Source organism: Marinobacter sp. RI1, from assembly GCF_041155085.1.
Lineage (GTDB): Bacteria > Pseudomonadota > Gammaproteobacteria > Pseudomonadales > Oleiphilaceae > Marinobacter > Marinobacter nauticus.
The window spans coordinates 1,899,250-1,913,407 of record NZ_AP031605.1; the positions used below are offsets into that span (position 1 = coordinate 1,899,250).

The window sequence follows — 14,158 nt, forward strand, 5'->3', positions numbered from 1 at the left end:
TCAATGGCTAATCGAATCGATGATGACTACCAGCTGCTCAAAAAAAGTGTGCACACCCACCTGATCGAGCGTCTGGACGAAGAGGGTATCGAGGTCGAGCGGGCTGAAAGAAGCCAGGTGTCACGCTTTATTCAGAGCGTTGTTGAGCAATACGTTGGAACTCATCGTATCCCCATGGCTAGTGCCGATCAGGCTATGCTTGTTCGCGAAATGGTAGATGAAGTGCTGGGCTTTGGACCACTTGAGCCTTTGCTGGCAGATGATCAGATCAACGATATTCTGATCAATGGGGCAAAAAGTGTCTTTGTCGAAATCTCGGGTGTGTTGCAGAAAGTGCAGACTCGTTTTATCGACGATGATCACGTCATTCGAATTATTCGCCGCATATTGGCGCCGTTGGGTAGAAGGCTGGACGAAAGCAGCCCTATGGTGGATGCGCGCTTGCCGGATGGGTCTCGGGTGAACGCCATTATCCCGCCGATAGCGCTTGATGGCCCGTCAATGTCGATCCGTAAGTTTTCCAGCAAACATCTGACTGCCAACGAACTGGTCAACCTGGGGTCCATGACACGGGAGTGCCTCGATTTGTTGTCAGATATCGTGGAATCCCGTCGGAATCTGTTGGTAAGCGGGGGTACCGGGACAGGTAAAACCACCATCCTGAACCTGTTAAGTGAGTTTATTCCTAACGACGAACGGATCGTTACCATCGAGGATTCGGCGGAGTTGCAGCTGAACCACCCCCATATTGTGCGCCTCGAAACCCGGCCAGCCAATACCGAGGGTACCGGGCGAATCACGGCAAGGGACCTGATCGTAAACGCTTTGCGGATGCGTCCTGACCGCGTAATTGTTGGCGAGGTTCGCTCTGGCGAAATTATTGAGCTGCTGCAGGCCATGAATACCGGCCATGAGGGCTCCATGAGCACCATTCATTCCAATTCCGCCAAAGATGCGCTCATTCGGATAGAGACTCTTCTGGCCGTCAATGGCTACGATGCGGGTGAGCGTGCCATCGCTCGATTAATCGGGTCTTCTCTCGATGTGGTGGTTCAGCTCACTCGGTTGCCCAATGGTCGTCGCTTGGTAAGTGAGGTTGTGGCACTTCAACCCACCAAGGCAGACCCTTACCACATGGAAACCTTGTACCGGTCACCGGAAATGTCCTGGAACACATCCGGAGAGGAGGTTACGTGAGCCAGCAGCTGGCCCTGTTTCTCTGCCTGCTTGCCGGAACTGGCGCGCTGATGATCATTGTCTTTCAGCTTGTGGTCAGTCGCATTCTGATGGGGCGAGATCTAAAGAAACGAATTCGGAACCGGCTGCTGGTATTCGAGGCCGTGGCCGAGGACAAAAAGCCGATCATCGACTTTGGACCGGTACAAAAGCTCCTGCTCAGAGCGGATATCCGGGTTTCTCCAACCAAGTCTGTGTTTGCGCTGGCATTGATCACTGCGGTGATCGTCGCCGTCTATCTCCGCCAGGGGCTGGTGGAGGCGTTGGTCCTGGTTTTTTTTCTGGTAACGGCGTTGATAACCATCTGGCGTGTGAAGTTTGAGCGCCAAAGGCGTCAGATCTATGAAGAGCTGCCTAGCATTCTGGACAGTATGTTGCGCTCAATTACTGTTGGCCGCTCGGTGGAACAGAGTCTGGTTTTGGGGTTCTCGGATGCCTCTCCTGTTTTTGACCAACTCGTCTTTAGGCTCCGGAATGCGGTTGCCCAGGGCAGGGACTACACGGGGGTTCTGGATGTTTTCGCTGGGTTTTATCAGGTCCCCGCTTTCACACAGATTGCCATCGCTCTTAGAACGTCTTCCCGCTTTGGTTCCTCCGTGCGCCCCATTTTACAGGAGGTCTCCAAGGCCATCCGTTCCCAACAGGAATTGCGCCGCGAGTTTTTGGCAGCGACCGCAGAGACCCGCTTCACCGCAGTCGTTTTCGCGCTATTACCGCCGGCTCTGGCCGTTTATATGGTCGTTCTTAATGAACAGTTTTCTGAGAAACTTCTGCAATCCGAGGTTGGGCATACCTTGCTGACGATCTCCGGAGGTCTCCAGCTATTGGGGATCTTTATGATCTGGAACCTGATTCGGGGGGTAGGGCGTGCCTGAACTGATTTTGTTGGCAGCCGCTATCCTTGGCGTAGTGGCCATCGTTTTTGCAGTGAACACAGCGCCTGTCTGGCATCTCAAAGCCCGGATTCACGCCAGGCTGCGAAATCAGAAAGTGAGCCTGGAAAACGAGGGTGAGGAGTCTGCTGTTGGCGGGTTTCTTGTGTGGTTTGTCGACAGAAAACTGTTCGTCTCGGATTTTCGGGAATTGGAGCCATCGTTAGACGCCGCGGGCAAGGATGCTCTGACGGCGCGCAGGGACTATCTGCTTTGGTGCTGGCTCTTTCCGCTTGTCATCACCATCATTGCCTTTTTAAGGTTTGACTTTATCTCGGCCGCACTCTGTCTGCTTGCGAGCTTCTATGTTCCGCGTCGTCTTATACGCGCATCAGGGGTGACGGCAGAAAAACTGCAGAACCGGGAAGCAATTGAGCTTTGCCAGCTTACTCGCATGCTGATGGAAGCCGGGCTCAGCCCTGAGCGATCACTTCGTCTGATTTCCCATCAGGCAAGGGACATCATGCCGAGACTGATTGGCCGCATTGACCGCTTCAACCGTGTTATGGAAAGCGGTGCTGATCGCACAGCGGCACTCGATGAGCTTGGCCGAAACCGAAACTTGACGGTTCTCAGAAGCTACGTGGCACTCATGAAACAATCGGGCACGCTGGGATCAAAAGTCTCGTCAGGCCTGGACCAGATTGTACAAGAGGCCCAACATGAAGAGCGTAGCAAGCTAAAAGAAGAAACCAACAAAATCGGCGCCAGGATGACGATCATTATGATGATTTTTATGTTGCCCTCATTGTTTATGCTCATTGGCGGGCCCGCCGTGCTGTCGGTGTTGGATGCCTTTCAACGCTAGAGTACTGAAACAAGCGCCGGGTGACCCAAACCCAACGAAATGCCGGGAGGCGAATCATGGTCAAAACAATTATTGCATCGATGCTGGTGTTTTCTGCTTTACCACTTTACGCCAGCGATTCGGCCCCCCTGAACGAGGCAATCATGGGCCTGGAGTTTGATCGCCAGACCAAAAGCTCTGCCCGGAGCGCCATGGACCAACAGGCTCAGCGCGCACCGGCCGGTGGTGAATTGACTGAAACTATTGTTGTCAAAACCTATAAGCGCCTTGGCGATTCTTTTGACCAGCCTATGCCGGCTCAGATTGGAGAATCCACTCGGAATGATTGATCGCAGGCAGCAGGGTGCACTGATATTTGCGACACCGCTATTGCTGGTGTTGATGGTCACCTTTACGACGCTCTTGATTGATGGGTCGAGGCTGTTGCTTGTTCAGTCAAAGATGGAATCGGTCGTTAAGTCTGCCGCCACCGCCGCTGCGGACGAGGCGCAGACCTGCAGCGGCGCTCCTGCCAGCTATGGGGCAATGCAGTCCCGAGGCTTGGTGGCGGCCAGAGCAGCTGGCTTTGAAGGCGACGATTCAGAGATCGATATCATCCCCGGTGTCATGCTACAGGGTGCATCGTCCACCACGCCCATGACATTCACCCCCCGCGATCGCGATAACGAGATGGCTCAGACAAACGCGGCATGGGTGCGTTATACAAGATCAGAACCAATGTCGGCGCTCTTTCCTGATAGCGTTTTTCCGCCAATTACCCTTACCGCAGAAGCGGCGGCGAGAAAAGAGGTATACGCCATTCTGAGCGCCACCGGAGCAACCGCGACCGTAGAAGCAGGCCTGCTGGGTTCTCTTTTGGGTCAACTCGTCGGGATCCCGGGTTATTCGCTGGACGCCACTAACCTTCAAAGCCTTGAATCGACGTTGATCGGTGTTGGAGATCTGTTGTCTGCATTGGGTGTCGATACCGTTACCGATTTGGTAGACGAGCCCCTGTTGGACGTGCTGGATGCCGTTGTCGTGCTCGCCGGGGGCGTAACCTCCCCGGTGGGAAGCATCGTAGATGATCTTACAGGTGCGGTCGGGCTAGGCGGGCTTGAAGCGGGTGCGGTATTCGAGGTCGTCGGGCAGCCGCATAGTGATATGGAGACGGCTTTCCCCGTCTATGATTTCGTGATGAGCGTGGTTCTGAACAGCGCTCGGGCGCTCAATCAGACCTCCGCTGGATTGCTTTCCCTCGGGCTGGATTCGTCACAATCACCGCTTTTGTCGGGCCTTACTCAGTCCCTGAGCTTGCTTGGTGATATTGATCTCACGCTTGGGCTGATGGTGGATGAACCGCCGAGGATTGTCATAGGGCCGGCCCGTCAGGATGACAACGGTGAGTGGCTCACCACCGTACGTGCTTCGGATATCACACTGGAGACCGCCGTGGATATCCAATTGGCAACGGGTGTGCTCGGAGACCTCATCAGCACGCTTTCCCTGGGCTTGCTGCAAGTTAACATTCTTGATGACATATCCATTCCCCTGGCGGTTCAGGTTGGGGGGGGGGAAGCCACGCTGGTTAACGCTCGGTGTGCAAAAGGCGGAATCAATGACGCAGAGTTCGACTTTCTCATCCAGGGCGGTATTGCAAACATTCAAAGCGGCAGGGTGAACGGCGCCAACGGCCAGGTTATTCCAGAGCCCGTTTCAGCCACTATTCTTCAACTTAAACCGATCTTGCTACCAGGAGTAAATGTTTGCCTTGATGCCGATCTCCAGGTTTCTCTGGATTCACTGCCCGCGTCCCAGGCGTTGGAGAGTTATGAACTTTACTGCCCGGCAGGCCAGTGCGACATTGAAACGGTTAACTCCGCGAATAACGCGCTGCAGGGCTTGAATATTTCGGTAGATAACCTCGCACTTGATTGTGGTCAAGGTGGTTTAACCGGGCTCGTGAGTACGGTCCTGGGAGGCTTGGTGACTCCGCTAACAGGATTGTTGAGCGACGTTACTGAGCCTGTATTAATGCAGATTGTGTCGCCCCTGTTGTCGGCGCTTGGCGCGGACCTCGGGGGTATGCAGCTTAAGGTACTGGGAGCGGAACAAACCGGCTCCCAACTCGTTGAGCAAGCCGTCTTTCAACCCTAGTGATGAGTGAAAAAGCATTGGTGTCGTTCCAGGAAGGTAGCGTATTAGCCGGGAGTGCAAACCACCTAGAGGTCATTCTGGCTGGTGTGTTGGCGTTGGTATTGTTCATTGCAGTGTTCCTGATGCGACGCTCCAGGGAGGCGGCGGCTCGAGGGGAAATGGAGCTCAGGAAAACCCTCGAAAACGCTCAGAGGCGCTTACGTTCTTCTATCTCCGATACACGCTCCTTGCTGGATCAACAAGCCTCCATCGTTCTCGTCTTTGATCGACAAAACCTCACACTATTATTTGCCAACCAGCAAGCGCTTGAGGTATTCGGCTGCCGGGATACTGAAGATCTCTCGGATAAGGTAATCATGAAGCCCGATGCCTGGCAGCCGGAGCCGTATACGCTGCTTGACTTTGAGCACTGGATGAATCAGCTCAAGACTAGTGGGTCGCAAAGAAAGGAATGGCTGTTCAGTGGTCCGGATCAACAGGGTCTCTGGACCGACTGCTTTGTTGGCAACACGGTTTTTGAAGGCAAAGCGGCACGCATTCTCAGTGCAAATAATATTCACCGGTACAAGATGGATCGGGTCGCGGACAGTATTCGAAACCGGGTGCTGACTGGAATAAGCGCCGGGGTCTCACTCGAAAGCACTTTTGACAGTTTGTGTAAACTCGCGGAAGTCCGGTTAGGCAACGCCCGCTGCCAGATTGCGATTTATGATCAGCAACGCGATCAGCTCGTGACTATGGGCGCCTCGAGATTTGCTCGCGAGTTACATTCGAAGATTCCAGTGATTCCGGTACGGTACGGTTCCACGTCAATTGGAACCGCTGCCTATACCCGAAAACGTGTTTTATGCGAAACGATTAAGGGCGATCATCAATGGCAAGGGTATGCTTCTGCAGCGGAGGCGCTGGAAGTCGACGCTGTTTGGTCAGAGCCTGTATTAGACCAAAGGGGACAATTGCTGGGCGTTTTCTCGGCTTTCAGTGGAGTGCCCAAGCTGCCTGATGACGAAGCGATTGAAGATATGACCACGGTGGTGTCACTCATCGGGCTGGCGATTGAAAGGCAGGCCTGGCGGCAGAATCTCGAAGCGGCTGCTGCAAGTGAACGGTTTATTCGCCAACTTGGTGTTGACCTCCTCAATTTGCCATCAGATAGCGGCTTCAGAAAGCAGCTGCGTAAAGTGTTGCAGCGGATTGTTGCTCACTATGAACTCGGCGAACTAGGGATCTGGGCACACAACGATCTTACGCATTCGTTTGAGTTGGTGGTGGCAACGGGTAGCGAAGTCTTCGACTCTGCGGAGGAAGGCAGGATGCCACTGGTTGTTCGAGAGGAAATGCTTGAAAAATCTACTTCCACTTCGAAGCCAGCTTACATTAATGCGCAGGAGGACCTTTATCCCTTCATTGCCTTGGCGGAACAGGACAAGCCTGTGTTGCTGCTCGGAATTGATGAGATCGATGAGGGTGATCGGAAGCTGGGTTTTGTAACTGCACAGTCCCGGTATGTATTCATCGCTCAGGAAGTCATTGAGCATCTTCAGGTCATATCCACGCTGATCCGCACGGTGCTTTTGAACCGACGCTTGGTTCAATCACTGTCGATGGCGATGGATATGGAAAAAACTGAGCGTCGCAAGCTTGAGAGTGAGCTATCCATCGCGCGTTCGATACAGATGTCCATGGTGCCCGGAGCCGGGCAGTTCAAGGAAAAATACAGAAACTGGACTATTGAGGCCTGGCTCCAGCCGGCAAAAGCGGTTGGCGGGGACCTGTATGAGTTTATCCGCTTACCCAATGGCAAAGCGGTTGTCGCAGTGGGTGATGTTTCCGATAAGGGCGCGCCAGCTGCTCTTTTTATGGCTAAAACCGTGAGTCTCCTCAATCTTCTGGCACGAACGCACGACGGAGACCTGGGGAAGATCGCAGACGACCTGAACAGGGAGTTGTGTCGATCAAACGACAGTTGCATGTTTGTTACCCTGATCCTTTGCGTTATTGATCTGACGACAGGCAAGGTAACCTGGCTCAATGGAGGGCACAACGCGCCATTGGATGTTCAAAGCGTCGCCGCGCCGGCTTTCCTCAACCTGGAATCCGGTCCGCCGCTGGGTTTATATGAAAACGCCAGCTACGCGGTCTCTGCGACGAATATATCTCCAGGCCAAAAGGTTACTCTCTACAGCGATGGTATAACAGAGGCGTTTAATGCAGCAGGAGAAGAGTTTGGCGATGACCGGCTCTTGAGCCTGGGGTATCGGGCCAACTTGGAACAGGAAGGTCTTCTGGGTTTTCTCAAACAGGAGATACTGGACTTCATCGGTCAGGCGCCACAATCTGACGACATAACCCTGTTAACCATTCATCACCACGGCGCGGAGTTATGACTCACACAATAAAAGCAAATGACAGCGTCTCGTCGATCATCAGCGCCGTCAACAACGAGCTTCCCAAAGCCTGCTCAGATAGCGATCGCGTGTATGATTGTTATACAATAATCGATGAGTTTCATGCGAACATGCGCGAGCACGTGGCCCCGAAGGACCCGGACTTTCAATGGTGGCTCACGGTTTCTTTCCATCAACCGACGATTCGCCTTCGTTTTGAATACGGAGGGCCTTGCTTCGATCCCACTCAGGTGCCGAGGGTAGAACAGCAAGCGATTGAGTTCCGGCCCATCGGAGGGCTCGGATTGACTCTGATCACCCAGTTAAGTGACAAAATCGATTACACTTATCAGAGTGGACTGAATACGCTGACCGTAGAGGTCAACATCATTGAGAATTCCAAGGAAGAAGACACATGTCTCTGAATATCGTTGAAAGAACAAATGCGGACGAGGCGATCAGCCTGGAGTTACAGGGATCTCTTGATAGTGACACGGCCCCTCAGCTTGATGACCGGCTGAACAGTATCATTGGTCCTGAGACGAAGGTTGTGGCCTTTAACATGGCCGGCGTGACCTTTATCAGCTCTGCTGGCTTGCGGGTAATTTTCAAAACGCTCAAGCTGATGAAGTCCCGGGGTGGGCAAGTCAGCGTAACGCAGATGAGCAAAGGCGTTCGAAAGGTCTTTGAAATCGTCAAGGTTATGCCCGACCTCACCGTATTTGCGAGTCAGGCAGAAATGGATGAGTATCTTGAGGCTGTCCAACGTCGAGCCGAACGATAGTCCGGGAGGGAGCATGTCAATCGTACTGGATGGAACCGTCGGTATACAAAGAGATCAGAGCGGCCAGGTTGCGAACGTTATCTGGTTTCTTTATGGCTTACCTGCTGATTGTGGCGAGCCAAAAAACGTTGTATTCCTCAACGAGTCATTTGGAGTCAACTCCCCTCAAATGATTTCTTTTGATTTGGGGGGGGAAGAATATGTTGTGTATGCAGATTGGGATTCTTCTGAGGAACCGAGCCAAGCTTCTGAGTTAAAGAGCTTTTACCGGAAGTACGGGTATATTCTGATTTCTTGCTTGCGAGAGGAAGTCAAAATAAAACAAGGTTTGGTGAGACGGGAATGGATTACGCCCGTAAAGTATTATGAGGATTATGTGACAATGGTCAATGATATGGCTAAAGTTGGATAATAGAATAGCCGTATTGAAACTACCGGAGCCGATTATGCGCGAGGAATATCAGAGCCAGTACAGAGCGGAAGTAGAATCGTTGGCTGAGAAAGGTTTTGAGCTGTACTTCCTCAGTGGTGAATCGTTGCGGGCTAAAGTCGGGAAGCTGAATGAGGGTATGCCAACGGAACTGGCCGGCCAGATCTCGGCTATTTGCCGTAGCTCTCTAGCTTTGGGGGAATTCGGGGCGGAAACTCTGGCAGAGCGTTTTGGCGACTCCGCTCAAAATGACCGGCAGAGTTTGCGTGCGAAGCACACCTCTAAAGTAAACTAGTATCTATTCCCATTAAACAAAAAGCCGGGCTTCTAGCCCGGCTTTTTGTTTAATGGGAATGGCCGACGATTATGCACGTCGGCCTGCAGCGCCGATTACTCCCGGTTAGCTGCGGTACACTCGGCCGCCCCGGGATTGCTGGCACAGCGAATGTTGGCCATCAGCTTCAACATTCGTGCGTCATAAACAGACGGCGCACCATTCACGCCATCACGCATTTCCAGGCGGTTTTCCCGGAACATTTCCTGATACCCCACAATATCGCTGTCCGGGATACGAATCCATTTCTCATCAGGAATTGCAGATTCCTGGCTGTCAATCAATGACATCACCTGGCCATGCATTCCCCATGCAGCTTCACGAGCCTTTTGGGCCTTTTCGTCATCAAGCTTATCGTCGCGGGCGATCAATTGCACCGTCAGTTGGGCCAGCGGGTAGTCTACAACCCCTCCGTTGGGCTCAATGCCTTTGTAGAGCTCCAGAGCTTCATAGGCAAAAGCCGGCGCATACGCTGTATCTACCGAGCCGTTATTGAACTTGCCTGCAAAGTTTGTGATGTCAGAGGGCACAACCGTGGCTTTAACGTAGTCCACCATATGAATGGCGTCTTTCTGATATTCCAGTGTCGCCATTCGTTTTCCCGCCAGGGCGCCGGCCGTATTGATAGAACGGTCATTCACAAACAGGTACCCAGCGCCAACCGGGAAAATGCCCAGCACCTCATACCCTTCCTGTTTCATAAATGAGGCGGCTTTGGGTTGAGCCAGAGTCGCCAATAGTGTCTCTAGATTGTCGTAACTGGGCAAGGCTCCAACCGCGCTTATGGTGCCGGTAAACTTGTTGAACGGGCGTGTGCGCAGATCAGTTGCGGCGACCGCATCACATTGACCTGCATTGAAATCCCCAACGGCAACGCCTTCGTCAGTGTAGGGTTTGAGTTCGAGATCGACGCCCAGAGACTTCACCTCCAGAGCATAGTCTTTCATGACGTTAAACACGTCACCATTAGCGCCGATAACGTCGAAAACGCAGACCGACAGTGGCTCAGCTGCAGCATAGGCAGGCACCATCAGGGACAAGGTAGCAGTGGCAAGAAACTTACGCATAGGTGACTCCTGAAAAATCATTTCTTGTTGTATCGAGTTGATCACAGCAAGCCATCAAGGCTCATTGTTTTGGTTGACGAGCGTTGTGAAATCGGTGACAGGCTTCCAAACTCGCTGGATGGCGTTCTGTAGCCATACTCGGCGACCCAGTGTTTATCTGAGGCATGCACAAGAATGCGTTTAGCGACGGCATCGAGAAGAGGGAATGCATTTGAAACCTCCATGGAGTCTTCGGCTGCTGCTGCGGAGGCAATGGCCTGCTCTTTTACCTCGGGTCGGCCAAAGGTTTCAGCTGCCACAATTTCCAGGGCACTGGATACCCTCAAGCCGCGGTCAAAGCCGAGTTGGCTGCTATTCTGAAGAACCACCCACGGGTCTGGCGACAGGCTGGGGCGCGTATCCGGCAGCAGTAGCCAGACAACCGCTCGCACGGCATTCGGAATGCCGCCCCATTTCTCATTGTCCAGGCACCGCATCGCTCGCTCTGCTTCGGGGGCTATATTTCTCGGGACTCCCGCAACGCCGCCGGAGTTAGCATCGTTAACAATCGCCTGCAAGCCGGTCACCAAGCCGAGCATGAAGGTCAGTTCATCCTGATCGTTATAGAGGAACGGACATTCCAGCGTTTCGGCGGAGGGGTTAAAGTCGTAGGCCAGCATGGCGCGATTGAAAGCAAGAATGCGTCGGTTCGCAACTTCGGCATTGAGGCGTTTCACCTGCTCACGATAGTGTTTGGCTGCTCTCGTCTCGCCCTCATAATCAGCGCGCAAGAACTCGAGTTCAGCTTCCATAAGCTCGTATTCGGAACAATTTGCGGCCAGCAGCATGAGAAGTGAGCCCGTGGTGGCCGGTGGTGCTGTCACTCTTCCGAATGAATAAACCAGAGGATCCAGAGATTCGCCTAGCGAGCATGCCATGCGCGCGTCCGTCATTTCCAGAACATACGGAGTGGCTTCCGTTTCTGCATAGCTGGATAGAACGACCCCGGTGGTGCTGTACACGGGGTTGGCGGAACATCCCGCCAGTCCTGCCGCCGCTGCGGCGATTACGAGTAGGCGTTTGATATTGCTGAAGGTCAGCGCGTTTCTGACAAGGTGAGTCGACGAGCCGATTGAGCTTGATGTCATTATCATAACCTCATTGTATTTGTTATTAGACAATCGTAGTGCATATATCATGCTTTATTATTGCGGGTGGTGCAAGGTCATGGATTCGCTCAAAGCTGATAGCTCATCCACGGTAAGTGGCGGCGAGAGCCAAAAACCCTGGCAGAAATCACACCCCATAGATTTCAGTAAGCTCCACTGCCCCTCGTTCTCGATGCCCTCAGCGGTTATTCGCAAGCGCTTTTGTTTCGCAATGGTAATCATGGCCGCAACTCGGCGAAAACCGGCCCGCTCGTGCATCCTGGCGATGTCTTTTCGGTCAATTTTGATTTCTTTCGCCGGGAGTGCGTCGAGCACTTCAAGTGTGTTATACCCTTGTAAAAAGTCATCAATAGAGAGTGAAATGCCAAGCCTGGAGAGCGTAGTGAAAATCTCACAGGCACGCTTCAAGCAAAAAAGCGAGGCGGTTTCAGTCAGCTCAAAGTGAATGTTTGAGTTTTTGGTTGGAGAGAAGAGACGTTTGATTTCTGTCATGAACTCTTCGTCCATAATGCTGTGGGCGGACACGTTCACGGATACGGGGCCTAGAGCGTTTCTCAGGCGGGCTGGCAAGGCATGAAGCGTTTCCTGGGTTTTCGTGAGCACCTGAAGGTCAAGTGTCGGAGATAATGACTGTTGTTCGGCCAGTCGGACAAAATACTCCGGCTGTTGCCAGGTATAGCGAGCTCCTGGCCAGCGTGCCAGAACTTCAATGCCGGCAATGGCCCCATCTAAACAACGAAATTTGGGTTGAAATGCCAGTTCGAGTCCGTTCGTTGCCATGAGTCCTTGCAGTGCAGCCAACGGTTCCGGTTGGCGGCTTATCTCCGTTATAAAGTCAACCATGACTCACCTCGATGTATCGTATGGGTATACGTATACTGACTATAGATGTGGAATGCACAAGTGACAAATGGCCTTTATTGCTAATGCCCGGGGCAGTTGGGCCAACGGTTCGCCTCTCGCGTTAGGTGAGGAAGCTGAACGCTAACCTTTGCGTAGCGCAAGATCGATTTGAGCCCGGCGTGGTGTCGCTGGTAATCAGACAGCGCCAGCTCATAATCCGCTCGCCAGCATCCTAGCCGGGCGTCCCAGCCGAGCGCCTGTTTCTGCTCGTTAATGGGCAGCTCTGTGTGTTTTAGCGCAATAATGCCGTGTTGCTCAGACTTCAGGACCACATCCCGTCCGGCGGTCATGCACACCATAAAGGGTTGTTCTTCGTCGTATGAGCCTGGGTCGATAGCGCTGTGCATGGTGAGGTAAAGCCCTGACGGGTTGCGCAGCTTTTTAGCGGCAGCGACCAGAACCTGAGCGGACGTCCAATTCAGATGAGCAACTCGATATACACCATGACACACCGAAAGCACAGCTTCACCCTTTGCGCACTGTCGGTTGACCATGACCCGCATCGCAGTCTCAGACATGTCCTGAAACCATGGTTTAAGATCCTGAGTGGTGAATACAGGGTCCAGGCCGAGTTCAAACCGATGCTCAATCAGCATCCTTAAACGATCTGCTGGCCGAATCATAAATAGAGTTGAGGGCTGGATGATGCCTTCCTGGCTGGCCCCCTTATTTGCGGCTCTGAAATCAACGTCGCTTGACAGAAGCTCATCGTCAAATTGTTCATTACTTACAGCGTGATGATTGTCCAGCATGAGATCACCTCGAGGATGGTCGTGTTGTTGGCACACTTGGTTGATGCGCTGACATTATGTAACAAAAAGTATAGAAAGGTCTATACGATAAGTGTGAGTTGGTTTTTGATTAATGCAGCGCCTGGTTCGTGCGGTCCGTCCCGTGCGGCTCGGCAGGCGAAACGCGAACTCTCGCAATGAATTGGCAAACCGGTGGCGTTATGGTCTCGCACCTGAATCTCGTTCGGGTATACTTGGGCTCAGCCTAGATTGCACAAGTCCGTCAAGGAGAATGGAATGAAGTACTGGAACGCCATCGCTCGCCCGGCTCTTACCGCCGCAGCTGTTGCCCTTGTTGCGGGCTGTGCGGCACTTGAACCGGTGGAAAACACTGAAAACAATGACGCTGGTATGGCGCCGGGTAACCTCCCCATTGTTTGCTCAAACAACGTCACCCCTGAGCAAAGGGTTGAGCTGGACGCGATCGATGATCTGATGGTGCAATCAGAAAACTATGCGGCGTTGGCTCGCCTCGAGACACTGTCTTTCTCAACACAGCAACACTGGTTGCGCTGGGCTGAGCTAATGGCGAAAGTCGAGCAAATCGAGCAATCCGAGGATGCGTTCGAGCAGATCGTTTCCTCCTGCGGCAGTGCCGAGGCATACCACGGCCTTGGCGTGGTCTATCTCAAAACCAATCGGGTTCAGCAAGGGCTGGATGCGCTCCAGAAAGCTAAAGCGCTCAATCCGGCGTCTGCACCGGTCAGAAATGATTTTGGGATCGCTCTTATGCGCACCGGTCTATACGGGCAGGCGGCTTTTGAATTGCGAACCGCGTATGAGCTTTCCGGTAAGCAGCAGAATGTCGGGCGCAGTATGGTGGCCGCCTATTATCTGCATGGTGGTGAGCAAATTCTGCCGCGTTTACAGCGTGAAACCGGAGTGAATGATCAAGTTGTTGAAGCGGGTGTTGAGTTTTCCCGCCAATTTGTAAAAGGTTCGTGAGGATTCGGATGCTGCAAAAGAAACGTCGCTTCAACAACATCGCTGTGTGTAGTGCGGTCATGCTGACACTGTCTGGATGTGCATTGCAGCCAGAGCAGCCGGCCCCGCGCGTTAGCGGTTTGTATTCCTACGAAATCGGCGGTGGTAATCACTCCGTCTCCGAGCCGGTTCAGCTGCGGACGGCCGATGAATCTCGTCAATCTTCATCTCAGCCGCGGAACGTCGAGACCGTGTCCACACAATCCCAACAGCCTCAG

General features: G+C 53.1%; 15 protein-coding genes. 11 read left to right on the forward strand and 4 right to left on the reverse strand.

Annotation, left to right across the window (positions count from 1 at the left end; translation table 11 throughout):
* Positions 1-3: 3 nt before the first annotated feature.
* The 10 genes from ACAM27_RS08545 to ACAM27_RS08590 are packed head-to-tail and all read left to right on the forward strand — an operon-like array spanning position 4 to position 9,008.
* A complete protein-coding gene (locus ACAM27_RS08545) occupies positions 4-1,197 on the forward strand; it encodes a CpaF family protein (protein ID WP_153741518.1) in 1,194 nt (397 codons plus the stop codon).
* Positions 1,194-2,111, forward strand: a complete 918-nt coding sequence (locus ACAM27_RS08550; protein WP_226538151.1) for a type II secretion system F family protein — start codon at positions 1,194-1,196, stop codon at positions 2,109-2,111. Before ACAM27_RS08545 ends, ACAM27_RS08550 begins: the two co-directional genes overlap by 4 nt.
* Positions 2,104-2,976 carry a type II secretion system F family protein gene (locus ACAM27_RS08555; RefSeq protein WP_222197083.1) on the forward strand — a complete coding sequence of 291 codons (873 nt, stop codon included), beginning with the start codon at positions 2,104-2,106 and terminating at the stop codon, positions 2,974-2,976. Before ACAM27_RS08550 ends, ACAM27_RS08555 begins: the two co-directional genes overlap by 8 nt.
* A 56-nt stretch (positions 2,977-3,032) precedes the next feature.
* Positions 3,033-3,305, forward strand: a complete 273-nt coding sequence (locus ACAM27_RS08560; protein WP_222562340.1) for a hypothetical protein — start codon at positions 3,033-3,035, stop codon at positions 3,303-3,305.
* Positions 3,298-5,112 carry a hypothetical protein gene (locus ACAM27_RS08565; RefSeq protein ID WP_369612844.1) on the forward strand — a complete coding sequence of 605 codons (1,815 nt, stop codon included), beginning with the start codon at positions 3,298-3,300 and terminating at the stop codon, positions 5,110-5,112. The genes ACAM27_RS08560 and ACAM27_RS08565 overlap by 8 nt, the downstream gene beginning before the upstream one ends.
* Positions 5,113-5,114: 2 nt before the next feature.
* Positions 5,115-7,499, forward strand: coding sequence for a SpoIIE family protein phosphatase (locus ACAM27_RS08570; protein WP_369612845.1), 2,385 nt, complete (start codon positions 5,115-5,117; stop codon positions 7,497-7,499).
* Complete coding sequence (locus tag ACAM27_RS08575; protein ID WP_153741513.1) at positions 7,496-7,924, forward strand: ATP-binding protein; 429 nt, start codon at positions 7,496-7,498, stop codon at positions 7,922-7,924. The genes ACAM27_RS08570 and ACAM27_RS08575 overlap by 4 nt, the downstream gene beginning before the upstream one ends.
* Positions 7,915-8,283 carry an STAS domain-containing protein gene (locus ACAM27_RS08580; protein WP_222197087.1) on the forward strand — a complete coding sequence of 123 codons (369 nt, stop codon included), beginning with the start codon at positions 7,915-7,917 and terminating at the stop codon, positions 8,281-8,283. The genes ACAM27_RS08575 and ACAM27_RS08580 overlap by 10 nt, the downstream gene beginning before the upstream one ends.
* A 13-nt stretch (positions 8,284-8,296) precedes the next feature.
* Entirely contained in the window at positions 8,297-8,695 is a 399-nt protein-coding gene (locus ACAM27_RS08585; RefSeq protein ID WP_222197089.1) for a hypothetical protein, read from the forward strand.
* Positions 8,696-8,729: 34 nt separating this feature from the next.
* Positions 8,730-9,008: a hypothetical protein gene (locus ACAM27_RS08590; protein ID WP_153741510.1), complete on the forward strand. Its 279-nt coding sequence runs from the start codon at positions 8,730-8,732 to the stop codon at positions 9,006-9,008.
* Between the two features lie 95 nt (positions 9,009-9,103).
* Here ACAM27_RS08590 and ACAM27_RS08595 read toward each other — a convergent pair whose 3' ends face one another.
* The 4 genes from ACAM27_RS08595 to ACAM27_RS08610 form a co-directional block, all read right to left on the reverse strand.
* Entirely contained in the window at positions 9,104-10,114 is a 1,011-nt protein-coding gene (locus ACAM27_RS08595; RefSeq protein ID WP_369612846.1) for a putative solute-binding protein, read from the reverse strand.
* A 41-nt stretch (positions 10,115-10,155) separates the two neighbouring features.
* Positions 10,156-11,241, reverse strand: coding sequence for a hypothetical protein (locus ACAM27_RS08600; protein WP_153741508.1), 1,086 nt, complete (start codon positions 11,239-11,241; stop codon positions 10,156-10,158).
* 57 nt (positions 11,242-11,298) lie between these two features.
* Positions 11,299-12,105, reverse strand: coding sequence for an EAL domain-containing protein (locus ACAM27_RS08605; RefSeq protein ID WP_369612847.1), 807 nt, complete (start codon positions 12,103-12,105; stop codon positions 11,299-11,301).
* 80 nt (positions 12,106-12,185) lie between these two features.
* Entirely contained in the window at positions 12,186-12,917 is a 732-nt protein-coding gene (locus ACAM27_RS08610; RefSeq protein WP_369612848.1) for a hypothetical protein, read from the reverse strand.
* Between the two features lie 276 nt (positions 12,918-13,193).
* Here ACAM27_RS08610 and ACAM27_RS08615 point away from each other — a divergent pair, with 276 nt between their 5' ends.
* Positions 13,194-13,901 carry a hypothetical protein gene (locus tag ACAM27_RS08615; protein WP_369612849.1) on the forward strand — a complete coding sequence of 236 codons (708 nt, stop codon included), beginning with the start codon at positions 13,194-13,196 and terminating at the stop codon, positions 13,899-13,901.
* Positions 13,902-14,158 lie beyond the last annotated feature (257 nt).